Origin of the sequence: Leclercia sp. 29361, from assembly GCF_011290365.1 — a bacterium.
Taxonomy (GTDB): Bacteria; Pseudomonadota; Gammaproteobacteria; order Enterobacterales; family Enterobacteriaceae; genus Enterobacter; species Enterobacter tamurae.
This window is the reverse complement of sequence record NZ_CP049786.1, coordinates 4,206,778-4,233,353: the sequence shown is the minus strand read 5'-3', so window position 1 is coordinate 4,233,353 and position 26,576 is coordinate 4,206,778. Positions and strand designations below refer to the sequence as shown.

At 54.8% G+C, this 26,576-nt stretch carries 23 protein-coding genes, 1 tRNA gene and 2 pseudogenes; 20 read left to right on the top strand and 6 right to left on the bottom strand.

The window, feature by feature from the left end; genetic code table 11:
- The first annotated feature begins 466 nt into the window (after nt 1–466).
- A complete protein-coding gene (locus G7090_RS20225; RefSeq protein ID WP_166184112.1) occupies nt 467–781 on the top strand; it encodes a hypothetical protein in 315 nt (104 codons plus the stop codon).
- A 52-nt stretch (nt 782–833) separates the two neighbouring features.
- Here the strand turns inward: G7090_RS20225 and G7090_RS20220 are convergent, their stop codons facing one another.
- Entirely contained in the window at nt 834–1,091 is a 258-nt protein-coding gene (locus G7090_RS20220) for a type I toxin-antitoxin system SymE family toxin (protein ID WP_166180990.1), read from the bottom strand.
- Here G7090_RS20220 and G7090_RS20215 point away from each other — a divergent pair.
- The 10 genes and pseudogenes from G7090_RS20215 to G7090_RS20165 all read left to right on the top strand — a co-directional run.
- Nucleotides 1,018–3,285 (top strand): annotated as a pseudogene (locus G7090_RS20215) (hemagglutinin repeat-containing protein); the annotation flags it as partial. The gene G7090_RS20220 and the pseudogene G7090_RS20215 overlap by 74 nt on opposite strands.
- Nucleotides 3,286–3,318: 33 nt before the next feature.
- A complete protein-coding gene (locus G7090_RS23980; protein ID WP_371811845.1) occupies nt 3,319–4,062 on the top strand; it encodes a TNT domain-containing protein in 744 nt (247 codons plus the stop codon).
- A complete protein-coding gene (locus G7090_RS20205) occupies nt 4,059–4,289 on the top strand; it encodes a hypothetical protein (protein ID WP_166184110.1) in 231 nt (76 codons plus the stop codon). Before G7090_RS23980 ends, G7090_RS20205 begins: the two co-directional genes overlap by 4 nt.
- Nucleotides 4,290–4,368: 79 nt before the next feature.
- Nucleotides 4,369–5,232: pseudogene (locus tag G7090_RS20200) on the top strand (VENN motif pre-toxin domain-containing protein); the annotation flags it as partial.
- A 96-nt stretch (nt 5,233–5,328) separates the two neighbouring features.
- Complete coding sequence (locus tag G7090_RS23975) at nt 5,329–5,754, top strand: deaminase domain-containing protein (protein ID WP_166185475.1); 426 nt, start codon at nt 5,329–5,331, stop codon at nt 5,752–5,754.
- Nucleotides 5,754–6,122 (top strand): hypothetical protein, encoded by a 369-nt coding sequence (locus G7090_RS20190; RefSeq protein ID WP_166184107.1) that lies wholly within the window; start codon nt 5,754–5,756, stop codon nt 6,120–6,122. The genes G7090_RS23975 and G7090_RS20190 overlap by 1 nt, the downstream gene beginning before the upstream one ends.
- 466 nt (nt 6,123–6,588) lie before the next feature.
- A complete protein-coding gene (locus G7090_RS20185; RefSeq protein ID WP_166184104.1) occupies nt 6,589–6,843 on the top strand; it encodes a hypothetical protein in 255 nt (84 codons plus the stop codon).
- Nucleotides 6,844–7,112: 269 nt separating this feature from the next.
- On the top strand, nt 7,113–7,637 hold the full coding sequence (locus G7090_RS23685) for a hypothetical protein (protein ID WP_242685342.1): 525 nt from the start codon (nt 7,113–7,115) through the stop codon (nt 7,635–7,637).
- Complete coding sequence (locus G7090_RS20170; RefSeq protein WP_166184101.1) at nt 7,637–7,987, top strand: hypothetical protein; 351 nt, start codon at nt 7,637–7,639, stop codon at nt 7,985–7,987. The genes G7090_RS23685 and G7090_RS20170 overlap by 1 nt, the downstream gene beginning before the upstream one ends.
- A gap of 244 nt (nt 7,988–8,231) precedes the next feature.
- Entirely contained in the window at nt 8,232–8,573 is a 342-nt protein-coding gene (locus G7090_RS20165; RefSeq protein WP_166184099.1) for a zinc ABC transporter substrate-binding protein, read from the top strand.
- Between the two features lie 38 nt (nt 8,574–8,611).
- Here the strand turns inward: G7090_RS20165 and G7090_RS20160 are convergent, their stop codons facing one another.
- The gene (locus G7090_RS20160) at nt 8,612–8,851 is read right to left on the bottom strand and encodes a SymE family type I addiction module toxin (protein WP_106995880.1); all 240 of its coding nucleotides are present in this window, start codon (nt 8,849–8,851) and stop codon (nt 8,612–8,614) included.
- 71 nt (nt 8,852–8,922) lie between these two features.
- Nucleotides 8,923–9,264, bottom strand: a complete 342-nt coding sequence (locus G7090_RS20155) for a helix-turn-helix domain-containing protein (RefSeq protein WP_106995879.1) — start codon at nt 9,262–9,264, stop codon at nt 8,923–8,925.
- 801 nt (nt 9,265–10,065) lie between these two features.
- Here G7090_RS20155 and bcsO point away from each other — a divergent pair.
- From bcsO to G7090_RS20120, 7 genes are read left to right on the top strand one after another with little or no spacing between them, the layout of a single operon-like run.
- On the top strand, nt 10,066–10,671 hold the full coding sequence (gene bcsO, locus G7090_RS20150; protein ID WP_166184097.1) for a cellulose biosynthesis protein BcsO: 606 nt from the start codon (nt 10,066–10,068) through the stop codon (nt 10,669–10,671).
- Nucleotides 10,662–11,468, top strand: coding sequence for a cellulose biosynthesis protein BcsQ (gene bcsQ / locus G7090_RS20145; RefSeq protein ID WP_106995877.1), 807 nt, complete (start codon nt 10,662–10,664; stop codon nt 11,466–11,468). The genes bcsO and bcsQ overlap by 10 nt, the downstream gene beginning before the upstream one ends.
- 20 nt (nt 11,469–11,488) lie before the next feature.
- Entirely contained in the window at nt 11,489–13,609 is a 2,121-nt protein-coding gene (gene bcsA, locus G7090_RS20140; RefSeq protein ID WP_166184094.1) for a UDP-forming cellulose synthase catalytic subunit, read from the top strand.
- Nucleotides 13,606–16,071: a cellulose biosynthesis cyclic di-GMP-binding regulatory protein BcsB gene (bcsB, locus tag G7090_RS20135; RefSeq protein ID WP_166184092.1), complete on the top strand. Its 2,466-nt coding sequence runs from the start codon at nt 13,606–13,608 to the stop codon at nt 16,069–16,071. Before bcsA ends, bcsB begins: the two co-directional genes overlap by 4 nt.
- A gap of 13 nt (nt 16,072–16,084) precedes the next feature.
- A complete protein-coding gene (locus G7090_RS20130; protein WP_166184090.1) occupies nt 16,085–19,957 on the top strand; it encodes a cellulose biosynthesis protein BcsC in 3,873 nt (1,290 codons plus the stop codon).
- On the top strand, nt 19,957–20,424 hold the full coding sequence (gene bcsD / locus G7090_RS20125) for a cellulose biosynthesis protein BcsD (RefSeq protein WP_106995873.1): 468 nt from the start codon (nt 19,957–19,959) through the stop codon (nt 20,422–20,424). Before G7090_RS20130 ends, bcsD begins: the two co-directional genes overlap by 1 nt.
- Before the next feature lie 9 nt (nt 20,425–20,433).
- Nucleotides 20,434–21,423 (top strand): glycosyl hydrolase family 8, encoded by a 990-nt coding sequence (locus G7090_RS20120; RefSeq protein ID WP_166184088.1) that lies wholly within the window; start codon nt 20,434–20,436, stop codon nt 21,421–21,423.
- Nucleotides 21,424–21,463: 40 nt separating this feature from the next.
- Here the strand turns inward: G7090_RS20120 and G7090_RS20115 are convergent, their stop codons facing one another.
- Nucleotides 21,464–22,717 carry a PTS ascorbate transporter subunit IIC gene (locus G7090_RS20115; protein ID WP_166184086.1) on the bottom strand — a complete coding sequence of 418 codons (1,254 nt, stop codon included), beginning with the start codon at nt 22,715–22,717 and terminating at the stop codon, nt 21,464–21,466.
- Nucleotides 22,718–23,354: 637 nt separating this feature from the next.
- Here G7090_RS20115 and G7090_RS20105 point away from each other — a divergent pair.
- Nucleotides 23,355–23,807: a hypothetical protein gene (locus tag G7090_RS20105; protein ID WP_166184084.1), complete on the top strand. Its 453-nt coding sequence runs from the start codon at nt 23,355–23,357 to the stop codon at nt 23,805–23,807.
- Nucleotides 23,808–23,875: 68 nt separating this feature from the next.
- Here G7090_RS20105 and G7090_RS20100 read toward each other — a convergent pair.
- A tRNA-Ile gene (locus G7090_RS20100) sits at nt 23,876–23,951 on the bottom strand.
- A gap of 125 nt (nt 23,952–24,076) precedes the next feature.
- Between G7090_RS20100 and mug the strand changes: the two genes are divergently transcribed.
- Complete coding sequence (gene mug / locus G7090_RS20095; protein ID WP_106995868.1) at nt 24,077–24,583, top strand: G/U mismatch-specific DNA glycosylase; 507 nt, start codon at nt 24,077–24,079, stop codon at nt 24,581–24,583.
- A gap of 100 nt (nt 24,584–24,683) precedes the next feature.
- On the opposite strand, the gene rpoD is transcribed toward mug, so the two are convergent.
- Entirely contained in the window at nt 24,684–26,573 is a 1,890-nt protein-coding gene (gene rpoD, locus G7090_RS20090; RefSeq protein WP_225759489.1) for an RNA polymerase sigma factor RpoD, read from the bottom strand.
- Between the last annotated feature and the right edge of the window lie 3 nt (nt 26,574–26,576).

Sequence of the window (26,576 nt, the reverse complement as noted above, 5' to 3'; positions counted from 1 at the left end):
CTGATACGGTAATGGCGTTCCTGACAGCGGAAGAGGCCAAGGATTACGCGCTGGCTCTGCTGACGTCAATCCCGGCAGAAAAAGCATTATCGCTGGCAGGTAAAGCTGTCGGTATCATCGATAACAAAATTCTGATCAGTGCCGCAGAGAAAATATCGACGGCGAAACCGGGTAAGCAATTTACAGCACCGAGGGATTTGAATGAACAAATTGTATGGAAACAAGTGCAGGAAAATCCGGCAGCAGGAGAGAAGCTGCTCGGCATGAATAATGATCCGCGTTTCCCTACAAGTGCAGGTTTCCAAAAAATGCAGGTAGTCCAGAAAAATGCCAAAGGAGAATCAATAACTATTCATTATCAGTACAACTCTACTACTGGTAAAGCTTACGATATTAAAATTGATACTCCACAAAGGGTTAGCTCTAATCCGGCAGATGTCATCGAAAATATTAAAGGGCTAGTTAAATGAAAGTCAGAGAGAAAGATGGAACAGTTATAAATGTGTTTTCAATTTATTGGTTTGGTGAAGAAACATATTTTTATGGGCTTCCCAAAAACTATGGAGGCTTGATTGCATATAGAGCGAGTCAAGTGACTGTAATTGAATCAGAAATACATTTTAAGGCAATGTATTTTGAAAATAATGCGAAGAGCATTCATCATTGGGCACTGATTAAAGAGAAGTTGCTGGATGATATATTAGAACGAGATGAAGATGCCTATAAACGCTTCCTTGAAATCGTGAAAGCTGAGGGTCTGGTAGAGCCAGATTTTTATTAACTGCAATAGATCCCGGCCTCAGCGCCGGCATCTTCTTTTTACCCGTTAGTCCTTAACCGGCTGGATCACCAGTGGTCCCTGTTCCATGCTGAGTAACCAGCGCGTCGGTGCTGAATGCCGCCTCTTCCAGCCAGTTGCCGTTCAGGCGCAGGTTGGGCTGACGTAATACCAGACGGTCGTGTAAGTACAGGCTCTTTAACAGCTCTGGAGAAAATGGAAAACAGGCAGCAAAACCGCTGTCGGCAGGCAACAACGTCGACATCTTGGCGGCCACCAACACCGACACCTCCTGACGCTTTAAGGAGACCAAAAAGTCCGGCCTGATGGGCACCGGCGGGATTGGCTTCACCATCGGCAGCAGCAAGTCCACCCACGATCTGCGCGAGCAGGGCACCACCCAGAGCGGGAGCTTCAGCACCGTCGGGTCGACGGGCGGCGACGTCAGCATCACGGCAGGTAAGCAGGCCCACATCGGTGGGGCGGATATCATCGCGCAGAAGGATATTGCGGTTCGCGGTGACAGCGTGGTGATCGAGCCGGGCCACGATAAACGCACCCGCGATGAGAAGTATGAGCAGAAGAGCAGCGGCCTGACGGTGGCGCTGTCGGGCACGGCGGGGAGCGCGCTGAATAGCGCGGTCACGACGGCGCAAAGCGCGAAGCAGAGCAGCGATTCGCGTCTGGCCGCCCTGAAGGGGACACAGGCGGCGCTCTCCGGCGTGCAGGCCGGGCAGGCGGTGGCGCTGGACCAGGCGAGGGGGACCTCTGACCGCGGTAACAACAATACCGTGGGTATCAGCGCGTCGCTGGGTTCGCAGTCGTCCAGGTCGTCCTCGCATATGCAGAGTGAGACCACCACGGGCAGCACCCTCAACGCGGGCAGCAACGTCACCCTCAGGGCCACCGGGAGCGACATCACCGTGGCGGGCAGCCAGATTAAGGCCGGGCAGGACGTGATGCTTGATGCAGCCCGGGACGTGAACCTGCTGGCCTCGCAGGACACGCAGCAGACGTCGGGTAAAAACAGCAGCAGCGGGGGCAGCATCGGCGTCGGGCTGGGGGTGGGTTCCGGTGGGGCGGGGCTCAGTATCTCCGCGAACGCCAACAGCAGCAAAGGACACGAGAAAGGTAACGGGGTCTGGCAGAACGAGACCACGGTGGATGCGGGTAATCAGCTCACGATTAACAGCGGGCGTGATACCACGCTGGCCGGCGCCCAGGTGAGTGGCGAAACCGTGGTGGCGGATATCGGTCGCAACCTGACGATAACCAGCCTGCAGGACAGCGACCACTACGACAGCAGGCAGCACAGCGTCAGCGGCGGCCTGGGTTACACCTTCGAGGCGGGCGGCTTCTCCGGCAGCATCAGCGCCAGCCGGGACAAAATGTCCAGCGACTACGACTCGGTCCAGGAGCAGAGCGGGATTTTTGCCGGGAAGGGCGGCTTTGACGTGACCGTGGGCAACCACACTCAGCTCGACGGCGGGGTGATCGCCTCGACGGCGGAGGCGAACAGGAACCGCCTCGACACCGGCACGCTGGGCTTCAGCGATATCCACAACCGGGCAGAGTTCAAAACCGAACATCAGGGGGCGGGGATCAGCTCCGGGGGCAGCATTGGCAGCCAGTTTGCCGGAAACATGGCGAACGGCCTGCTGGCCGGGGGCGGTAACAGCGGTGATGCAGAGGGCACCACCCGGGCGGCGGTGAGCGAAGGGACGCTGACCGTCCGTGATACGGCGAACCAGCAGCAGCATGTGGCGGACCTGAGCCGGGATACGGAACATGCGAACGGCAGCATCAGCCCGATATTCGACAAGGAGAAGGAGCAGCAACGTCTCCAGGAAGTGCAGCTGATTGGTGAGATTGGCTCGCAGGCGGCAGACATTGCCCGCACCCAGGGCGAGATAGAAGGCCTGAATGCGGCGCGGGCCAGGCTGGCAGAAAAGGAAATTTATGAGCCGGGGCCGGATGCCAGTAAAGATACCAAAGCTGAGTATCAGAAGGCGCTGCGCGAGACGTCCGAATACAAGACGGCGATGGAGAAGTACGGCACGGGCAGCACCATCCAGCGGGGTATCCAGGCGGCGACGGCGGCGCTGTCGGGGCTGGCAGGCGGGGATATCGCCGGTGCCCTGGCGGGGGCGTCGGCACCGGAGCTGGCTTACTTCATCGGGCATCATTCTGGTCTTGGTGAGGATGATGTCGCGGGCAAAGCCATTGCCCACGCCATTCTGGGAGGCGCGGTAGCAGCCCTGCAGGGGAACAGTGCGGCGGCAGGAGCCGCAGGCGCGGCAGCGGGCGAACTTGCGGCGAAAGCGATAGCGGGTATGCTCTATCCTGACGTGACCGACCTGTCGAAGCTGAGTGAAGAGCAGAAGCAGACGGTGAGCGCCCTGGCGACGATTTCGGCGGGGATGGCCGGAGGGCTGGCGGGGAACAGCACGGGGTCTGCGGTTGCCGGGGGGCAGGCCGGGAAGAATGCGGCTGAGAATAATTTACTTGGCGGCGGAACTGAAGAAGGCCAGATAAAAGCCATGCAGGAACATGCGAAAAACGTCATGTCCTGCAATACCGACCCTGGCGGAGCGGCTTGTCAGAAAGGACTGGCATTGCAGGACGCTCTGATGGTTGCACTTCCGGCAGGACTTGGCGGTGGTGTTCTGGTTGCAGCAACTCCGGAAATAGCCGCTGCAGCGAAAGCCGCAATCGCAGCTTGTACCAATAATGCGGTACTGTGCTTGAACAATGCAGGGATCATGGCCTCGGAAGCGATAGTGCCTGGTGGTGTGGGGGCTGGTGGTGCAGTAGGAATTGGTAAAACTGCAGCTGAAGCTATGGCTGCGAAGACAGTAGTTAGTACTATTAAGGACAATATTGCAGCCAGCCAGGCAGCCAGAGCCTCTTCGAGCTTTGGGCAATTTAGTAAAGCAGAAGGAGCCGTTCAGGAAAATCTTGGCCTATGGCCGCCGAGTCGTGGAGCTTATGGGCCAGTTGAAAAAGTGACTTTGCCAACAGGTAAGATAGTTGATAGGTACGGTTATCCTGGAGGTAGTTTCGTATCACCAGCAGGTGTGCCCTTTGAACAACGAGCACTACCATCCTCTTATGAAACTACGAAGCCTTATTTTCAATATGAAATATTGAAACCCATTGATGATGTATCCCAAGGTAAAATCTTGCCTTGGTTCGGTCAGAAAGGGCAGGGTACTCAATATGAATTGCCAAAACCAGTTCAATGGTATTTAGATAAAGACTATTTAAAGGAAGTGAATAAATGACTAAATCAGAGCTTGAACGCCAATTAGGTATACTCGGTGTTCATCCTAACAGTTACTCGCTGGGAGTATTGAAAAATAGTGACTGTGTGTGTGTTGTTCATGAAAATACACAATGGAATATTTATTATGTTGAAAGAGATAGACCATCACTCCTTTCTTCATTTTTACAGGAAGAGGAAGCTTACGATTTTGTTCTAAAACAATTTAAAAAATGGCTTTCTAAATAAAAAAATCTAGGCTTGCCGGGATTTGTCTTGCTTCTTCTTTATTATTCGACAAGGAGCAGAAGCGATCCAAGCCATGGATATAGCCGGTGCGCTGGCGTCGGCATCGGAACTGGCTTACTACATCGGTCATCATTCTGGTCTTGGTGAGGATGATGTCGCGGGCAGGGCCATTGCCCATGCCATTCTGGGCGGCGCGGTGGCGGCCATCCAGGGTAACAGCGCGGCGGCAGGTGCCGCAGGCGCGGCCACGGGCGAGCTGGCGGCGAAGGCGATAGCGGGGATGCTCTATCCTGACGTGACCGACCTGTCGAAACTGAGTGAAGAGCAGAAGCAGACGGTCAGCGCCCTGGCAACGATTTCGGCGGGGATGGCAGGCGGACTGGCGGGGGACAGCACGGGGTCTGCGGTTGCCGGAGGGCAGGCCGGGAAGAATGCGGTTGAGAATAACTATCTGAGCTTGTCGGAGAAGACTGAGCTTGAAATAGCTAAGCAGATACTTCAAAACAGCAAAGACCCGACTGAACGCGAGAAAGCTCAGCAGAAGTATGATGCTCTGCGTGAAAAAGATATCGCCAGCGACCAGAAAGTTATTGATGCGTGTGGCAACGGTAATGCCGGAAGTGCGGCCTGTGCCGGAGCAAGGCTAGAGGTTATCGCGGCAAAAGGGGAATACGAAAATACCGGCAACTATAACTCGAAAGCCAGCCAGTAATACTCGGATGCTTACGGACAGATAGTAAATCTGCTGAATATCACCAGCGTTGATGCGCAGAATCAGCAGCAGGTGAAGGATGCGATGGTGAACTATGCTATGGGGCAGTTTGGCATAGATAAATCCACCGCAGAGGCATATGTCGGAACCTATAACGGAATGAAGGTTATTGCTGCTTCAATGGCTCCGGTAATTGGCACTGCAGCTGCAAATAAGCTGAGTTCTTTAGGCAAAGATGTGATTTTTCAGGAATCTGGCCTTTCAGGAAGTTCTGCAAATTGGAACAGCTATGTAGAAAGCGAAAAAGCTATTCAGCAAAGTGCGGCAATGAAGCAGCAGGTAACGGATATACGGGCTGGATTACCGTCATCGCCTAAGCGTTCGGGTAATGTTGCTGTTGCCGATGTGGATATCCCAGGTATGCCAGTGCAGATGGCGGCGCATAATAGTGTTAATGAAGCAGGCAAAGGGTTAGTAGGTAAAGGAAGTCAGAATTTCCAATCCCAAACGTTGCCAAATAAAGAAGGCGCTTTGATTCCAAGAAATACGGATTCTGAATATAAGATTCTTGATAACTTGGCCGATCAGCTAGGCAATAACACCTCAGCAAGAGGCACAGTTACAATTTTCACGGAACGTCCGGCATGTGGCAGTTGCTTAGGTGTAGTTGATCAGTTCCAGCAAAAGTATCCTGGCATTCGGGTCAATGTCCTCGGTAACAATGGTGTGCTACTAACCCCGAGGAAGAAATAATGAATGATGAACGTATTGATTATTATGAAATTAAAAGAGATTTTTTAGAGTGTTGTTATGAAGGTTGTCGCGTAAAATTGGATGATATTGCCAGCGGAAACTCTCAGTGGCCAGAGGGTGCAGATGGAAGAGGTTATGCATCTTATCAATATGAAGGTGCCTATCAGCTCCCTATTGAACAATTAATGTTAGCTGTTATTAATTTAATACTAATGGCGGCGCGTGGCCCTGAACATGTTGAAGCGTATCACCAAAAAGAAATTAATCAGATCTTATCAGCTCATCCTCTTGAGGAACTGTTGAAAGAGTTGGGTGAAGAAGAGCGTAAAGATCTTCTTTACGATATGAAGTTATTAAAATTAATATGATGCCTGAATAAAAAACCCAACCTTTGTGGTTGGGTTTTTTATCTATAACTTGACATATCCATTTTTCTAGAAGTGGCTTTTTTTGTGATAATTATAATAAAATCATTGCATTGACTCTGATTTTGAGCGGAGATCTTAAGAGATTTTCAGCTTCTTCTTAACGTCCGGTTCCGGCTGAATTACCCATTCCTACCTCGCCAGCATCGTAAAGAGAACCGCTAATGACAGTGGAGAAAGCGTTGCTAAAATGCACTGTGCAGACAGGGACGTCACGGCAGGGCGGTAGCGTATCTACGGGGTAACGTGATGGCAGATATCGGGCGCGACCTGACGATATCATCGATAACAAAATTCTGATCAGTGCCGCAGAGAAAAAACGTTCCGGGGGCCGCAGGTGATTAGGTGGTTCAATAGGATCTGAGCTTGGTGGCAAAGCTACAGAAAAAGTAACTGAGGAACTTAAAAAATGAAAACTTCATCTCGAGTGATTTTGGGTAAATTTATTATATGTAGTTCAATATTGTTATTATGTTTTATTGGCATGGTTTTAGCAGCTATCATAACTAAACTAGCATTTATAATGCTAGCATGGTTTAAGTTCGGAGCTGTTGAATTCATGTGGAGTGATGTAATTTATGCAGCAAAGCTGGGTGGAGTAGGGGGAGCTTTTCTAGGACTCGGTTGGGCATTATTTTATCTTTTTAAAGTAAAAGGTTTCTAGCCGAAAGTAACTCGCTGGCGGGGGACCAGGCCCGTGCAGCGGCGAAACAGGCTGCTGAATCCCTGAAAAATCAGGTCCGGGAAAAGCTGGGTGAAGGTACAACGTCTGCCATCGCGAACGCCATTATCAATGGCCTTGCTGATACCGGTGATGCAGCGTTAGGCTCTGTGGACTACGCAGCTGATGCGGCCATGGCGCTGGCTTCCTGTGCAGCGGGTGACAGCTATTGCAGCAAAGCAATGAGTGACCTGGCCGGGAAGAATTAGGCGGTGGCGGAAACGATCACTGCTCTAATGCAGAGTGAAACCTGGTCTGAAGTGGCAGATACGGTTAAACATGCTGCTGACGGAAATCAGGCTGCGCTGGAAGCTACAGGCGGAATGTTGGCAGGTATAATCCTTCCGGGTAAGAAATTACCAGACCTGGTGGCTGTGAAAATTGTTGCGAGTTCTGTAGTTGATGCCAACAAGTTTAATTATTTGTTTGGTCGGGCAACAGGTAGTAAACATAATCTAGATCGTTCCAACCAGCTTGCACTAGAGATGAAAAGATTGGGGGTTACTGACGACCTGAATGGTCATGCAACTTTGGCTGAACATTTTGATCAAGCAGCTAAAAACCCTGATAACATTGTAAAAAAATACACTGATCAGTATGGTAACTTTGAAGTCAAAGAGTCTTTTTTTATCGGCCCGTCAGGAAAGGCTACCATGTTTGAGAGTACTTTCCAGGTAATGGGGGATGGTTCTCACAAATTTATCACGACAAAACCAATAAATGGAGCGGCTAAATAATGTTCATAGAAAAGCATCCTGATGAAATTGCATTGCTATCTTTTTTCGAAAGTGAGCCCGTCTCTTTTGAAAATGAGAATGTGAGTTTTTTATATTCTTATAAAAGCAATGACAATCTATCCATCGATTTTTCTTTTAGTATTATTGAAGGTTGGATTCAGTGCTGGTTGAGTTTAGATGGAAAAGAATTTTTTCACTATTCACTAGATCTTGTTAGCAGTTTTTCCATAAGAAAAGACAACATCGGAGAATATCTTTATGTTGAATCTACTAATAGTGAGTTAGTGAATATTCTAGAGGTTAGAGTAATTCCAGACATAAAGGTAAAGGCAAGCTCTTTGGTTAGATAGATGTGAAGAATAAATCGCTGAGTGGTGACCAGGCCCGTGCAGCGGCGAAACAGGCTGCTGAATCCCTGAAAAATTAGGTTTGGGAAAATGCGGACAGATTAACAGGTTCTGCTGTCGCGAACGCCATTATTAATGGCCGTGCAGATACGGGTAATGCAAAAGATATTGATCAGGTATCGAGGAATGGTGCCTGGACTTCAAGTGAAAATGCTCCTGCCGAATCAGTATCGATGCCTAAACATTGATGAGGTTGATAGTAGTGACAAAATCAGAAATATACATCCAGATGCTTAATCTTGTCTTACCTTATGTAAGAAACATTCAGTTAAAAAATGCCTGGGTAAAGGCAAGAGATATGTCCTGCTACTTAGAAACTGAACTTATACACAATTTACCTAACAGTATTTTAGAGCAAGATATGATGGAGCATGATGTATGGTTTTTGAATAATCAAGCAAAATACTATTTTGAAAAAAGTAGCGAAGATATATCACCTAATTATAATCAGCACATCGAGTATATTAAGTTACTGTTTAAAATGGTGCCGGAAAATTTAAAATGTAAACTACAATGGCAAGGTCCTTGATAGGATCCCGGCCACTCCGCCGGGATCTTCTTTTCCCGTCAGCCCTTAACCGGCTCGATCACCAGTCTCCCCTGTTCCACGCTGACCGTGACCGGCGTATCGGTGCTAAATCCCGCCTCTCCCAGCCAGTTACCGTTCAGGCGCAGGCTGGGGCTGCGGGAATAGTAGGTTGTCATGCAGGTGCGGGGATCAAAATGCCGGATGCTGACATAACTGATCTTCAACCGCCGCTGCGCTTTGGAAATGGTTCGCTCTGACGTAGAATCGTGTTTAGCCATAATAACTACTCCTAACTAGTTGTTGTGGTTAGCGGCAATTCGGTGCTCTAACACCGAATTGCCGCGTTCTTTTACTTCTGTTGAGAGGCGAAACGGTTAGCGTTATGCCTCATTATCAAAGATTCAAGTAGCGCTTTCGCCACGTCCTTTTCTTCTGGCGAAAGGGATCCTGCCGCTTCAAATAACATCTTTAATTCATCTTTCTGACATCGTTCGTCCTCACTAAAAACCAGACTGTCTGCGCTGGTAGACAGAGCAACAGAGAGTCTGCGAATAACATCCAGCGAAGGCTGTACTTTATTCGCTTCATAGCGTCGAACCATGTTGATATGACACCCCGATATTTCGGACAGGACAATTTGTGTCATTTTTTGCTCTTTACGGATACGTGCGAGACGTTTACCAAAATTCATATCATTACCTGCATATAAATCATAACTAATTGTTTGTGTTATGTATTTGACGGCTTTGATTGAATATATCCCATAAGGTATTGGTAGTAGAGGGCAGAGTTTTGTTTTTGCGTAGCCGATTCCAATAAAAATACGTCCTTAACCCGAGTGCTAATATACGTAACCTACAGGTGCTAACCCACAAAACGATAATCCCGATAACCGTTAAAGATGACCCCACCCAACAACGCTACTGCTCGTGAACACGCTTCACATCCCCTCAGTAACCTTGTGGCTTTTTACCCGTTTCGTGAGTTATGCGGAAGGTTTCTCTTACTTACAACGCCCTGGCTTTATCTTCACAGGAGGCAGGTTATCAACACGATGCTGCCCATCTGATAAAAGATCTCCTTAACCTCATGCATTAGTATGAAAAGCCCGTCTCTGCTACTACAACTTTTAGTCTTTTTTGATAAACCCTGCTTATAGTTACCCTCCGGTATTTAACCGCAATTACATCATTTTTTCGGTCAAATGTTTCACTTAAGTAACACAAAACAAAATTTTATGTTTAAGTTGTAGGTTGTTAATGGCGAAAAGTGGAGAAATTGCGTTATCTGTCGATAAGCTTGTAGAGAGTATTACCTCTACGTAATATGCATTAGAATATTCGGTAAACAAATATTAGCGCCAGCAATGGCGGGGGCGATGATGGTTGTTAACCCTTCACTCCCTTTACATGCTCGTAACCCCACAAACTGTTGTCCCTGGCAAAGTCATGCAGGAAACAAAAATACTGACTTGTGAATCAAGAGTAATACCATGAAAAATTATGATGATTTACAGCGTTTCAAGGATAAAACGCGCACCGGTGACATCCATTTCAAGGATCTGTCGGCGCAAAACAAACAGGCGTCGAACAGCGGCTGGGCGATTATCAACCAGCTGGCAGGTGTAGACAGTGACGCAGCGCTGGCGAAGGCCGGCAGCGTTACGGTACCCGTGCCGCAGGCTGTTAAACCCGGCGAACTGGATGCGGCGTTTGCCAGCCTGACGAAGACGCCCGTGGCGGAGCCGGCCGGTTCAGCCCCGTCTATCATGCAGAGCTTACAGGTTGAAAGCGCAGATAAAACCGCACAGACGCAGCTTAATCCGGCGGTACCTTCTCTGTTCGATCAGCTGCGCCCTGAGGCAACCCCCCAGGCGACCGTAAAAGAGACACCTGTCGCGGCGGCGCCATCTGCATTCCATCCAGCACCCGTGCTCGCGCCTGTACAAGCGCCTGCTGAGACAGTGACTCCGCCAAAACCGGCGGAGCCGGTGCGCTTTGAGCAGCTGTTCGCGACCAAAACCTCCGCAACTGCCAGCCATCCGGTCAAGGACCTTCCGTTACAACCGCTCCTGGAGACAATCGCTTCATGCCGTTAGTGTGTATTTGCTCGCCAAAAGGCGGAGTAGGGAAAACCACGGTCACGGCCAACCTCGCTTATGCTCTGGCACGTGCCGGCAATAAAGTTCTGGCCATTGACTTCGATGTTCAGAACGCGCTGCGTCTGCATTTTGGCGTGCCGTTATCTGACGGGCGTGGCTACGTTGCGCGTGCCAATGAGTCGGCGGACTGGAGCCAGTCGGTGCTAACGGCGGGCAGCAATATGTTCGTCCTGCCCTATGGCGAAGTGACGGAAGAACAGCGCCTGATCTTTGAGCATAACCTCACCAGCGACAGCAATTTCCTGGCGCGAGGCTTAAGCTCTCTGCTGAACTATCCGGGGCTGATTATCCTGGCCGACTTCCCTCCAGGGCCGAACCCGGCACTGAAGGCGATCTCGCCGCTGGCCGATCTGCATCTGGTGACCCTGCTGGCCGACACCGCCTCCCTGTCCCTGCTGCCCCACATCGAAAATCACCGGCTGACCGGCGGCGCACCGCCAGATAACAAGGCCGGATACTATTTCCTGGTGAACCAGAGTGACAACCGGCGCCATATCAGCCGTGATGTCACCGCCTTCTTACAGCAACGCCTCGGTGACCGCCTGCTGGGTGTGATCAACCGGGATGAAAGCGTGCCTGAGGCCAATGCCTCACAGCAATCGATACTGGATTTCAGTGCCACCTCGGCGGCGGCGTTTGATATCGAGCTGGTGAGTAAGCGTATCGCGGGTATTTTGGGTATCCAGGTCGGTGACGGCGCCGTGCACGCCAACCTGAGAACCTCCAGTTTCTGACGACAATTTCAGGACGTCCTATGAAAAAGGCGCTGTTTTATCTACTGCTATTGGTCTTAGCACCCATCGCCGTATTAATTATTATCACCCCAATGGATAGCCAGAAGCAGTATATCTTCGGCTTAATCAGCATTGGGGCGCTGATGCTGCTTGGCTTTAGCAAACATCACCGTGTGTCGGTCATTATGATGATTGTGGCGGTCTTAATGTCCACACGATATATCTGGTTCCGGGCCACGCAGACGCTGCACTTTAATTCAGAAATAGAAGCCATACTGGGGATCGGGTTATTTCTTGCCGAACTCTATATCTGGATAACCATTATTTTGAGTTATCTGCAAAACCTGTTTCCTCTCCAGCGCAAGATCGTACCGCTGCCGGATGATATGGCGCAGTGGCCGACGGTGGATATCTATATTCCGTCGTACAACGAAAGCCTGGACGTGGTGCGCGATACGGTGCTGGCGGCGCAATGCCTGGATTACCCGGCAGACAAGCTCAAGATCTACCTGCTGGATGACGGTAAGCGCAACGAGTTTGCGGTATTTGCCGCCAACGTCGGGGTAGGGTACATCACGCGTAACGACAACTCCCACGCCAAAGCGGGTAACCTCAACCACGCCATGAAGCTTACCAAGGGCGAGCTGATCTGCGTCTTTGACTGCGACCACGTGGCGACGCGTATCTTCCTGCAGGCGACCGTCGGGGCCTTCCTGCAGGATCCGCGTCTGGCGCTGATGCAGACTCCGCACTACTTCTACTCACCGGATCCGTTCGAGCGTAACCTCTCCGCGGGCCGCGATATTCCCAACGAAGGTCAGTTGTTCTACGGGCAGATCCAGCGCGGCAACGATAACTGGAATGCCACCTTCTTCTGCGGCTCCTGTGCGGTGATCCGTCGCAGCGCGTTAGAGGAGATTGGCGGCTTTGCGGTTGAGACCGTGACCGAAGATGCCCACACCGCCCTGAAGATGCAGCGTCTGGGCTGGAAGTCGGCCTATCTCGATATCCCCCTGGCGGCAGGGCTGGCGACCGAGCGTCTGGTGGTGCACGTTATACAGCGTACCCGCTGGGCGCGCGGCATGACCCAGATTTTGCGCGTCGATAACCCGCTGCTGGGCCGGGGTCTGAAGTGGCAGCAGCGTCTTTGCTACCTCAACGCCATGCTCTCGTTCCAGTTTGCGTTGCCGCGCGTGGCGTTCCTCACCGCGCCGCTGGCGTACCTGCTGTTTAACCTGAACATTATCCACTCCTCGGCGAGCCTGATTTTCGCCTACATGCTGCCGCACCTGTTCCTCTGTATCTATGTGAACTCGCGGGTCAACGGGCGGTTCCGCTACAGCTTCTGGGGGGAGATCTACGACCTGGTGCTGGCTTTCCACCTGGTGTTGCCGACGGTGATTACCCTGATCTTCCCGAAACGTGGCAAGTTCAACGTGACCGATAAAGGCGCGCTGCTGGACGTGGGCTATTTCGATTTCAGCATTGTCCGCCCGCACCTGATTATTGCGGTGCTGCTGGCGGCAGGGGTTGTCGCCGGGATTGTGCGTGCTGTCGGCCATGACTACTTCGGGGTAGACCCGATGGTTATCGCCCTCAATGTCGGCTGGGGCGTTTACAGTTTAATCTTCCTGCTGGCCGCCATTGCCGTGGCGCGGGAGACCCGTCAGACGCGTAAAACCATCCGTATTGATGCCACCGTGCCGGTAGTAATTCACTACGCCAGCGGCATCTCCTCGCGCAGCCATACCCTGGATCTCTCCATGGGCGGCTGCCGTATTGCGGTGGTGGATGACCGTCACCTCAACGACGAGATCGAAGAGATAGAGCTGCAATTGCAGTCCGGGGCCATCAGTATTCCGGTGAGCGTGATTGCCCACGACGAGCAGTACATTCGCCTGATGTTTGACGAGATCCCGCTGGACCGCCGTCGCGAACTGGTGCGCGTAGTACTGGCCCGCGCCGATGCGTGGATCAACCCGCCGAAAGCGCAGGACAACCCGTTCCGCTCGTTGTTTATCATTATTCGCAGCGTATTCGATCTGTTCTGGCTGACCTGGAAGGACCGTCGTGAAAAGCGCCGTCATCGCCATGATGACGCCCGCCGCGGGAATAACGCCAACGAGGATACCGCTGTATGAAAGGGATGACCCGTAAAGCGCTGCAGATGGCGCTGATGTTCGGCGTGCTGGTGCAGCCGGTGACGGCGGAAGAGCCGACCACCGTGGAATCGCTGCTGCCGGTGGATCTCCCGCCGCCGGTAACGGATGCGGCGCAGCCTGCTCCTGATGCGGTGCCTGCTGCGGCCGACACGGCTCCGGCCACGCTGCCCGCCCCCGACACGCTGCCTGCCTTCCAGACCCCGCCGGTCGAGGAGACGACCCCGGTGCCTGAGGCTGCGCCTGCGATACCGACACCCGATGCCGCGTCTGCGGCACCAATGGGCATCACCCCTGGCACCACCACCAGCATCTCCGTGGCCCAGATGGGTCAGCCAAACGGCGTGGTGCTGAGCGGCGGCCAGCTGCAGGGCGGGATCGACTTTACCCTCTCGGCGGACCAGGTGATCACTAACGCGCAGCTGGAGCTGAACCTCAAGGTCTCCCCGGCGATGGCGGCACGTAATACCACCCTGCAGCTGATGCTCAACGGCCAGCCGCTGGGGACGGTGCCGCTGGGCTCCGCCGACAGCAATGTCTCCAGCTATCAGCTGGATATTCCGGCGGCGATGGTGGTATCCCGCAACAACATCAGCTTCAAAATTAACGACGGCGATGCGCTGCTGTGCCAGCGCGATCTGTCCGACAGCTACCAGGTCACCATCATGCCGAACACGCGGCTGGACCTGGAGGCGCAGCAGCTGAACATTGCTGCGGATCTCAGCCACTTCCCGCGTCCGTTCCTCGACGAAATGCAGATGACGCCGACCACGCTGACCTTCGCGTTCCCGGCCAAAACCCTGCCGGAGCAGGTGGGTGCCGCGGCGCTGATCGCCTCCTGGCTGGGTATCGAAGCGGACTATCGCGGCATCGCCTTTGATGCATTACACGATCAGCTGCCGGAGAAAAACGGCATCCTGTTTGGTAAACCGGGCGAGTCCATCGGCGGCTTAACACTGCCAGCCTCGAACGGAGCCACGCTGCAGGTGGTGGATAACCCCGGCAACCCGATCTACAAGCTGCTGCTGGTGGTAGGGAACAACGAGCAGCAGCTTAAAAGCGCCGCGTACCGTCTGACCCGTGGGCAGTTCAACGGCCAGACCACCAGCCTGCCGGTTGAGGCGCAGAACATCCCGGTCAGCAAACCTTACGATGCCCCGCGCTGGATCTCGACCGATCGCCCGGTGCTGCTGAGCGAGCTGATGCGTAAGGATCAGAGCCTGACCGTGACCGGCATCTGGCACGAACCGCTGACCCTGGCCTTCCGTGCTGCGCCGGATCTGTTTATGTGGGATGGGGACACCATTCCGCTGAAAGTGGCCTACCGCTTCCCGTCCGAAAGCTGGATTGACGAGCAGCGCTCGTACCTGTCGATGACCTTCAACGGCGCGTTCCTGCGCAACCTGCCGGTCAACAAGCAGGGGCTGCTCGAAGGGCTGTGGCATAAGCTTGGCGGCGATGCGCGTCAGGAGAATGTGGAGGTGCCGCTGGAGCCGTACCTGATTTACGGCGACAACCAGCTGCAACTCTATTTCAACATCCAGACCAAAGAGACTGCGCCGTGCAGCGTCCTGCTCAATAACAACATCAAGAGCCGTATCGACGAAGACTCGAGTATTGATCTGAGCAACACGCGCCACTTCACGCTGCTGCCAAACCTGTCGTACTTCGTGGGTGCCTCGTTCCCGTTCACCCGTCTGGCGGACTTCTCCCAGACGGTACTGCTCCTGCCGGAGAACCCGAGCGAAAGCGAGATCAGCACCCTGCTGGATCTCTCTGCCCGTTCCGGTAATGCCACCGGCACCGCGCTGAACAATAACCGCGTGATGTTTGGTCTGCCGTCCGGCGGTGCGAACCTGCTGCGCCTGAGCAACAGCGACGTGCTGGCGGTCTCCTCGCTGGATCAAACCGCCTTTAACCGCGCCCTGCTGGCGCAGTCGCCGTTTGTCAGCAACGAGCACACCTTTGGCGTGCGGGAACCGAAACTGTGGGAAAAAGCGCAGCGTCTGCTGGAGGGAGACTGGAACGCGTCCGGCGTCGATGCCGACCGCTACTTCTCGTCGAACGAATCCTGGCGCGGCTTTGTCAGCTTCCGCTCCCAGTGGAACCCGGAACGTCTGGTGGTGATGGCGATTGGCAGCGATGACGCCCAGCTGGCGCGTCTGCATACCGACCTCAACTCCGCCCGCATCAACGCCGGGATCCGCGGCGATACCGCGATCATCACCGATGAGAACGGCGTACGCAGTTTCCGCGTCGGCCCGCAGTTCCCGAGCGGCCAGATGCCCTGGTACATGATGGTGGTGTGGTATGCCACGCAGCACTCCGCCATGCTGGCGATTTTTGGACTGCTGTTCGCGACGATTATTGGCCTGAGCCTCTACTCGTTACTGAAAAAACGCGCGCACAAACGTCTTAACCCACAGGATTCAGATCGTGAGTAAGGGTGGTAACACTATGGAAAATAAAAACAAAACCGCCGGACATCTGCCTGTGCTTTGCCTGGTCAGCGGGCTGGCGATCGGGGGCATCCAGGGTGCCCAGGCGGCGGATGCCGCGCAGTCAGCCAATAACCCGGCGCTGAAAGCGCTGTTCGATCAGGCCAACTACTGGCACGAAAAGTCTCACGATAATCTGGCGATGGAATCGCTGAAAAAAGTGCTGATGGTCGACGCCAACAACACCCAGGCGTTGTACCTGATGGCCCTCTGGTCGCAGCAGGCCGGCGACATCAAAGGGGCAGCCCAGTGGCGCGAGCGCTTAACGGCGGTCTCGCCGCAGGATGCGAATTTGCAGGCGCTGGATAACGCCAAACAGATGCAGCAGGTGCCGCGCGGGCAGCTGGAGCTGGCCCGTCAGCAGGCGCGCAGCGGCAACATTCCCGCCGCGCTGGCCACCTGGCAGAGCCTGTTTACCGGCAATCAGCCGCCGCCGAGCCTGGCCCCGGAGTACTATCTGACCATGGCGGGGGACAAGTCCCTCTATCCGCAGGCGGTGAGCGAGCTGCGTCAGCTGCGCGTCCAGTATCCGCAGGATAACAACGTCAAAATTGCGCTGGGTAAAGTCCTGACCTATCAGGAAAGCACCCGTCGCGAGGGGATGAACATCCTGCAGGATCTGGCGAGCGGCAGTCAGGATGCGGATAAATCCCTGCGTCAGGCCCTGCTGTGGCTGGGCCCGCAGGCGGGCGACGAAGCCTATTACCAGACCTTCCTCCAGCGTCATCCGAACGATACCGCGGTGCAGGATCACTACCGCAAGAGCATCGGCGGAGCGGCAAAAGGCGAAGGCTATGTGGCGCTGAACAGCGGCAATACCGATACCGCCCGCAACCAGTTTGAGCAGGTGCTGAAGGCCAACCCGGAAGATGCCGATGCGCTGGCCGGGATGGGCTATGTGGCCCTGCGCAAGGGCGACTATGCCGCAGGCGCGCAGTACCTGAACCGCGCGGCCAGCCTTGGCGGTGCCGCTTCTGACGAGCGTAAACAGCAGGCGCAGGACGCCGAATTCTACGGCCAGCTGGCCCAGGCGCAGGCGGCTTACAAGCAGGGTAACGTCAGCCAGGCCCTGGCGCTGAGCGCGCCCCTGACCCAACGCAGCGGCGAGCAGGGGGCGGCGGCGAAGCTGTTCCGGGCCGACGTCCAGCGGCATAACAAAGATTACACCGCAGCAGAGCAGACCCTGCGCGGCCTGCTGACCGAGCAGCCAAATAACGGCGCGGCGCGGGAAAACCTCTACTACGTCCTGCGTGAGCAGAACAAAACCGCCGAAGCCCAGGCGATGTTGCAAACCCTGCCTGCCAGCCTGCAGGCGAGGCTGCAGCCGCGCGTCTCCGGCGGTAACCCCACCGATCCGCTGCGTCGTCAGGCCCAGCAGGCGGTGGCCAACGGCGATCCGCAGCGCGCTATCGCCCTGTTACAGCAGGGTACGGCCCGCTATCCATCCGATCCCTGGCTGCGTCTGGATTTAGCCCGACTGCTGCAGAAGCAGGGGCGCAGCGCGGAGGCGGCTAACGTCATGACGCCTGCCTTCCGCCCGAACGCCAGCAACAGCGAACTCTACGCGGCGGCCCTGTTCGCCAGCGAAAACAACGCCTGGCAGCAGTCGCAAACGCTGCTGTCACGCATTCCGGCCTCCAGCCAGAACGGCGATATGCGCGAACTGTCCCAGCGGGTGAATTACAACCTGCAGATGGACGTCGCCGAACGCTATCTGGCCCAGGGCGACCGGACCGCGGCGGCCAACACCCTGAAAGCCCTGGCATCACGTCCGCCGCAAAGCCCGGCTGACGCCGGCAAGCTGGCGCGGATGCTGGCCCAGAGCGGCGATGTCACCACTGCGGTGAGCGTGGTGCACGACAATATGCGTCGTGGCGTGCAGGGTAATGCCGGGGACTATGCCGATCAGGTTGCGGTCCTGAACCAGGCCGGACTGGGCAGCGAAGCTCAGGCCTGGCTTGCCAGCCCGGAACTGCAGTCGCGCAGTACCCCGACCCAGCTGGCGAGCATTCGCAACGGCTACGTGATCAACGAGGCCGATCGTCTGCGCGTGCAGGGCAACTACGCGGCGGCCTACGACAAGCTGATCCGCGCCATGCAAAACGATCCGCAGAACACCGATCTGATGTTTGCCATGGCCCGCGTCTATCAGTCCGGGAAGATGAACAAAGAGGCCGGGGTGGTTTACGACTACCTGATGACCCGCGACACGCCGCAGCAGGACGCGCGCGCCGGGGCCATCGACGTGGCCCTTGCCAGCAACAACGTGGATAAAGCGAAGCAGCTTTCCGCCGGGCTGACCAACGACAGCACCCCGGAACGCTTACTGCTGCTGGCCCGGGTCTCCGAGGCCCAGGGCAACCATCAGCAGGCGATGAGCTATCTGCGCACCGCCCGCGGCAAGTTGCTCGGCCTGCAGAACAATAACGGCGAAACCGCCCCGATGCTGGGCGGTCTGGCCCTGGCCGACAATCCGTTTGTCGGTACCTCCAGCCAGGGCGTGGAGGCGGCCTCACCGTCGCTCTACGGCCAGGCGATGCCGTGGCAGGTGGCCCAGCTGGCGCGTAATCCACAGACCGCGCCGCCGGGCACCGTGCGCACCGATCTGCCGGTAGAAACTGCCCAGGCGGGCACGCTGCGGCAGGTGGATAACATGATGGAGATGCTGGTCGACAAAACCGCCACCTGGGCGCGGGGTTCAACTGCCCTGCGCGCACGTGACGGCGAAGAGGGGCTGAGCAAGCTGACGGAGATCAAGGCCCCGCTGCAGTGGTCCACCGTGCCGTTCGGCGATTCGCGTCTGGATGTTAACGTCACGCCGATCAGCCTCGATGCAGGCACCTCGTCCGATGAATCCAGCCGCCGGTTTGGTACCGGGGCGCTGATCCAGGGTGGGGTGGCCGAGGAGCTGTATAACGCCTCCACCACCACGCCGCCAGAGCTGCCGAACATCGACAAAATCAAGGTGCCGTCCCAGGGCTCGCAAAGTGCCCAGGGGGTCGAAGTGGCAATGGCACTCACCGGGGAGCAGTACAAAATTGATGTCGGCTCCACGCCGCTGGGCCAGGATCTGAATACGCTGGTAGGGGGCGTGCAGTGGTCGCCGCAGCTGACGGATTACCTCAAGCTGATCCTGACCGGCGAACGTCGCGCGGTGGTGGACAGCCTGCTCTCCTACGTTGGGGTGGAAGATAAGTACAGCGGCAAGAAGTGGGGCCAGGTCACCAAAAACGGCGGCAGCGCCCAGCTGAGCTATGACAATACCGATGCGGGCTTCTATGCCGGGTTTGGCGTGTATGACTACGTCGGGGAGAACGTCCCGAGCAACACCAGCGTCAACGGTTCGGCGGGGGTCTATTTCCGTCCGTACTATGCTGCCGATCGCGAGTTAAAAGCCGGCATCAACATGAACTACATGAACTTTGACAAGAACCTGAGCTACTTCAGCTACGGTCAGGGTGGCTATTTCAGTCCGCAGGATTACATCAGCGTCTCCTTCCCGGTGGATTACACCCAGAAATATGACAACTGGAAGCTGGGCTTAGGGGCATCGGTGGGGTATCAGTCTTACTCCCAGGATGAGAGTCCGTACTTCCCGACAGATTCCGCCATGCAGCGACAGCTGGAAGATTATGTCTCCCGTGGTTTTGCCAAAGAGGCGTTCTACAAGGGCAGCAGCGAGAACGGCCTGGGATACACCCTGCGCGCGTCAACGGACTACAAACTCAATAAAGACATGACCATCGGCGGACAGGTGGGTTATGACACCTTTGGTGATTACAACGAAAGTACCGCGAGCCTCTACTTCCGCTACCTTCTGGGGAATAAGTAATGAACGATCAACAGCTTTTGCAGTATTACCAGCATCAACAGACGCAGTCGGGTTGGTTTTCGCTGATCCACGTGATGATTGAGAGTATGGTAGCCAACGTCGGTGAGGCGCAGAGCCGCTCGTTCCTCGTGCAGATGGGCGACTCGCTGGGCGAGCGTTTCCCGCTGGCGCTGGCCCACACCGTGGGTGAGCTCGAAGCGCAGATCAATGCCCGGCTCGCGGCCTTTAACTGGGGCTATATTGATATTGACGCCAGCGAGACGGCGATCCGCATCGCCCATACGGCGTTGCCGGTACCGCCGGAAGAGCCAAAGCAAATGGCGTGGAACCATGCCTTCAGCGCGGTGCTGGAGGGGCTCTACGCCCGCTGGCTGCGCGAGCAGGGCGGCAAATCACACGTATCACTGTGGCGCGAGGCATCCCCCTCGGCTACGGTTATCCATTTCAGATATCAAAACAATCAATAAGGATCGGCCATGTGGCAGCGAAGTAAAACCCTGGTTCTGGTGCTGGGACTGTTGTTAAGTCATCAGGCCTTTGCCGGCCCCGCCTGGGACAGCTACAAAGCGCGATTTTTGATGGCGGATGGTCGCATCATTGATACCGGCAACAACAGTGTGAGCCACACTGAGGGGCAGGGCTTCGCCATGATGATGGCGGTGCGTAACAACGATCGCGCCGGTTTTGACAAAATCTGGAACTGGACGAAAAAGAATCTGCAAAATCCCGAGACCGGACTGTTCTACTGGCGTTATAACCCGGTGGCACCGGACCCGATCGCCGACAGAAACAACGCCACCGACGGCGATACCTTTATCGCCTGGGCGCTGTTAAAAGCGGGTACCCAGTGGAATGACAATAACTATCTGAACGCCTCGGACGCCATCACTAAATCGCTGCTGGCCCGCAACGTGATCAGCTTTGCTGGTTACCGCGTGATGCTGCCCGGTGCGAAGGGCTTTAACCTCAACAGCTACGTGAATCTCAACCCGTCCTATTTTATCTTCCCGGCGTGGGAGGATTTCGCGAAGCGCAGTCATCTGACGGTGTGGCGTGACCTGATCAATGACGGACAGAAGCTGCTGGTGAAGATGCGCTTCGGCAATACCCAGCTTCCCGCAGACTGGGTTTCCCTGTACGCCGACGGTCGCGTGACCCCGGCCAAAGAGTGGCCGGCGCGCTTTAGCTACGATGCGATTCGCGTCCCGCTGTATATCAAGTGGGCGAATGCTTCCAGCCCGCTGATGGCGCCTTATACCGCGTACTGGGGACGGTTTGCCCGTACCCAGACGCCAGCCTGGGTGAATGTCACCACCGGCGATCCGGCGCCGTATATGATGGCGGGCGGGTTGCTGGCGGTGCGTGATTTGGCGCTGGGGCAACTTCCGGCGGGCGATCCGCAGATCACGACGCAGGAGGATTACTATTCTGCGAGTCTGAAGATGCTGGTGTCGTTAGCGAAATAAAGGCAGGAAAAACCGGCCCGGGAACGGGCCGGTGAGAGGATTAATGGCCTAAGCCGAAGGTGTATTTGATGATGGCGGACAGGAAGGTGAAGTCCGGATCGGCAAAGGTCACCGCACTCACGCCCAGATGGTTAAACAGCGGCAGGACCAGTGCTGGCAGGAAGCACAGCAGCAGACCATTCACGAAACTCGCCAGTACCGCCCCCCGGAACCCACCGGTTGCATTACCAAAGATCGCCGCACTACCGCCGGTAATAAAGCTCGCCATAATGCCCGGGATAATGATCGGCAGACCGATGAACGGGAAGATCGCCACGCAGCACAGTTCCGCCACAAAGCTGACAAGGAAGCCCACCAGTACCGCGTTCGGGGATTTGTCGAACAGCACCATCGGATCCACGGCCGGAACAGAACCTGGCGCCACTACCTGAGAGAAGCCTTTGAAGGCAGGCACGATCTCTTCGGTGAACATCACCACGCCTTTCTTGGCGATATATAACCCGCCTGCGAAGGTCGCAGATTTTTCCAGCAGCCAGACAAAATAAGGTTTATTCGCCAGCACGTTGTTGAGGAAAGCGTCTTCAGCAAAGATGGAGGAGATGCCCAGCAGGAAGAACATGGTCACAAAGGTCGCCACGTCCGGGTTTTTCAGGAAACTGAATTTACCGCTGACTTTGACCTCTTCGACGTTGACCGAGGTATCACCAAACCATTTCCCGAGATACGAGCCGATAATATAGGAGCTGGACGCGGCGTGGGCGATGCAGTAATCGTTGTGGCCGATAATTTTACGGCTGAAGCGCGACAGGATCGTCGGGAACACTGCCATATAGGTGCCGATCACCAGCGAGCCGAAAATAATGGCGAACTGCTCGCTGTAACCTAATCCCACCAGCGCGGCGGTCACCGAGAAGGCCATAAAGACGATCAGGTGCAGTGACAGATAAATTGATTTAAAGCGGGTGTAGCGGGCCAGCAGCACGTTAATGATCATCGCAAAGAACAGGATGAATGCCGCCGGTCGGCCCAGCGTATCGATAGTCAGCGCCATAATCGCTTCGTTGCTGGGCACCACCCCGCGCAGACCAAATGCGTTGGTAAATATGTCGCTGAACATGGTTAAGACGCCGCCGAGAATACTCCCGCCGGTTTTAATTAAGACAAAACCAATAAAAGCAAGAAGGGTGCCTTTAATAATATCGGTGAGGCTGCTTCTTTGTAACGCCAGACCTAAAAAAGCAATAAACGCGACAATAATCGCGGGTGTGCCAAGTATTTTAATAATGTAATCCACGATAAGTTTTCCGTATTTAAGAGAGTATCAAAATAGTCAGTAAAAAATTTTCAGGCCGAACGCATCCCCGAGAGTTATCCCGATAGTTATTTTCTGGCGCTGTAAAATAAAATGTTAAATCCGTGTGTTGGCTTTATATAAAAGCGCTAATGCATGCTCCTCGTTTCTCACACCGGTTAGTTATCCACACAAAAACCTTACTGTTTGTCTGGTCTGATATCTTAACGATTTCCGAGAAGTAAATTGTGATGAACATATCTAAAACGCCATTTCATTTTACAAAAAATGACGATTCGTTTTTGCTGGGGCGTTGAGAGTAGGATTCTGGAAGGCGGCTCGCAGAGATGAAAACGAGGTTGGGATTTTGCTTTTGGCGGGACGGGGAGAGGAGTAGGGTGAGGGCGTTGCAGAAGAAACTGCAACCGGGCGTAGGAACCCGATTCAGTATAAGGTGACCCAGATTCACTTTCTGGTGTCCTGCCAGCGCGTATACCGATAAGATTACGGTGGCGCTGGCGGAGCAGCCGAAAGGCTGGCCGATCCCCTTGTACGTCGGCATTCCTACCTCCGTCAGCGTCACCCCCCGAGCGTAGGAACTCTGGCGTTGATCTCATTCTTTGTACAAGGAGGATGCCTTATGGCTACGATCCCAACTCAGTCTTATCCCGAATTTGACGAAAGCGTTATTCATCATCTGCTCACCGCGCCAATCCCCGCCACGGCCGACCTGTTTGAGGTAACGGACCTGTGCACGGCCTATGTGAATGTCTTACTGGAAACAAAAGATCTGTCTGCGCGTCTGGCGCTTTGCGGGCGGTTATCTCACGTGCTCGCCCGTCTGGCGCAGCTGTGCGATGAGGATTTACCGCCGGAGCTGGTGGCACAGCTTACTGTTGATGAGCCGCCCGAATCCGTCATGCCAGACTGCTGGCAGGACACGTATCTGATGGTGGGATATCTGCGCTCGCTGAATCAGGCGTTACTGGCGAATATGCTGCCGGGTAAGGTGGCGGAGGATCTGGCGGGACTGCTGCATGACATGGTGTATATTCTGCGGGATTATGTAAGGGAGCCGTACCGGACACACTAATATTGCCTGAATAGAGGCTGAACGAAAAAGGCGTCAGATAATTTCTTATCTGACGCCTTTTTTTTATCTGGTGGCCCCTGCTGGACTTGAACCAGCGACCAAGCGATTATGAGTCGCCTGCTCTAACCACTGAGCTAAGGGGCCGTGGCGGAGGATTATAAAGTAACTCCTCGTCGCAATCCAGACATACCCGCCTGCCTGCTGTTTTTATAAACAACCCATTTTCAATCTCTTATACTTAGAGCCTGAACCATTAAGCGGGAGTAAACATGATCAACGACATCCTTGCGCCAGGCCTGAGGGTGGTGTTCTGCGGCATCAATCCGGGCAAGTCCTCTGCCCATACCGGTTTTCACTTTGCCCATCCGGGGAATCGTTTCTGGAAGGTGATCTATCAGGCCGGGTTTACCGACAAACTTCTGAAGCCGGAAGAGGAGCAACAGCTGCTGGATACCCGCTGCGGTATCACCATGCTGGTGGAACGGCCGACGGTGCAGGCGAGCGAGGTGAACCTGCATGAGCTACGCAGCGGCGGGCGGGAACTGATTAAGAAGATTGAGGACTATCAGCCGGCGGCGCTGGCGATCCTCGGCAAGCAGGCGTATGAGCAGGCGTTCAGCCAGCGTGGGGTGCAGTGGGGAAAGCAGAGCATCACCATCGGCGTGACGCAGGTGTGGGTGTTGCCTAATCCGAGCGGGCTTAACAGGGCGACGGTAGAGAAGCTGGTGGAGGCGTATCGGGAGCTGGATGAGGCGCTGGTGACGCGGGGGCTTTAAATACGGTGCGGCCTGATGCCCTCACCCTGACCCTCTCCCACAGGGAGAGGGAATAAACAAAAAAAGCTCCCGATTGGGAGCTTTTTGCTGTTTACCTGGGTTAGTCGTCCAGGAAGCTACGCAGCACTTCAGAGCGGCTCGGGTGGCGCAGTTTACGCAGCGCCTTCGCTTCGATCTGACGGATACGTTCGCGGGTCACGTCGAACTGTTTACCCACTTCTTCCAGCGTGTGGTCGGTGTTCATATCGATACCGAAACGCATACGCAGGACTTTTGCTTCACGGGCGGTCAGGCCAGCCAGCACGTCGTGCGTGGCGGCACGCAGGCTCTCGGTGGTCGCAGAGTCCAGCGGCAGCTCGAGGGTGGTATCCTCGATGAAATCACCCAGATGCGAATCTTCATCGTCGCCGATTGGCGTTTCCATGGAGATTGGCTCTTTGGCAATCTTCAGCACTTTACGGATCTTGTCTTCCGGCATCAGCATGCGCTCGGCCAGCTCTTCTGGCGTCGGCTCGCGGCCCATCTCCTGCAGCATCTGGCGGGAAATACGGTTGAGCTTGTTGATGGTCTCAATCATATGCACCGGAATACGGATGGTGCGCGCCTGATCCGCGATAGAGCGGGTGATAGCCTGACGGATCCACCAGGTTGCGTAGGTGGAGAACTTGTAACCACGACGGTATTCGAACTTATCAACCGCTTTCATCAGACCGATGTTACCTTCCTGGATTAGATCCAGGAACTGCAGACCGCGGTTGGTGTATTTCTTGGCGATAGAGATAACCAGACGCAAGTTCGCTTCAACCATCTCTTTCTTCGCACGGCGGGCTTTCGCTTCACCGATGGACATGCGACGGTTAATGTCTTTTACCTGCTCGATGGTCAGGCCGGTCTCTTCTTCAATCTGCTGCAGCTTCTGCAGACCACGGTGGACGTCGTCAGCCACATCACGCAGCTTTTCAGACCACGGCTTGTTCATCGCGATAGCCGCGTTGAACCAGGTTTCGCTGGTTTCGTTGCCGGTGAACAGGGTGATGAAGTTCTTCTTCGGCATTTTGCACTGTTCAACGCACATTTTCATGATGATGCGTTCCTGGGTACGGACGCGGTCCATCATGACGCGCATGCTGTTAACCAGGTAATCGAACTGTTTTGGCACCAGACGGAACTGCTTGAACACTTCAGAAAGCTTCAGGATCTCTTCCTGAGCGGCAGCATGGCTACGGCCTTTGGCTTTAATGGTGTCGCGGGTGACTTCATACTGTGTACGCAGCTCACCGAACTTCTCGCGCGCCAGTTCAGGGTCGATGCTGTTGTCATCGTCGCTGCTGTCGTCGTCGCTCTCTTCTTCTTCTTCGTCTTCGTCATCGTCCATCTCTTCCTGAGACAGCTCAGAGCCGACATGCGTCGCCGTAGGCGCCATGTCTTCTTCCGCGTTCGGATCGACAAAGCCGGTGATCAGATCGGACAGACGTGCTTCTTCCGCTTCCACACGATCGTACTGCTCGAGCAGATAGGTGATGGCTTCAGGGTATTCGGCAACAGAGCACTGAACCTGGTTGATCCCGTCTTCGATACGTTTGGCGATGTCAATTTCGCCTTCACGGGTCAACAGCTCAACGGTCCCCATTTCACGCATGTACATGCGCACCGGGTCCGTCGTGCGGCCGATTTCTGATTCAACACTCGACAGAACCTGTGCAGCAGCTTCTTCTGCATCTTCGTCAGTGTTGTTTGAGTTTTCAGCAAGCAACAGATCATCGGCATCAGGGGCTTCTTCCATCACCTGAATACCCATGTCATTGATCATTTGGATGATGTCTTCGATCTGATCGGAGTCGACGATATCTTCCGGCAGATGGTCATTGACCTCGGCATAGGTCAGATAGCCTTGCTCCTTACCACGTTGGACAAGAAGTTTCAGCTGTGACTGCGGGTTTTGCTCCATAAGACGGTATCCACACTTATTCGTTTGATTGGTGTCGGCGATACG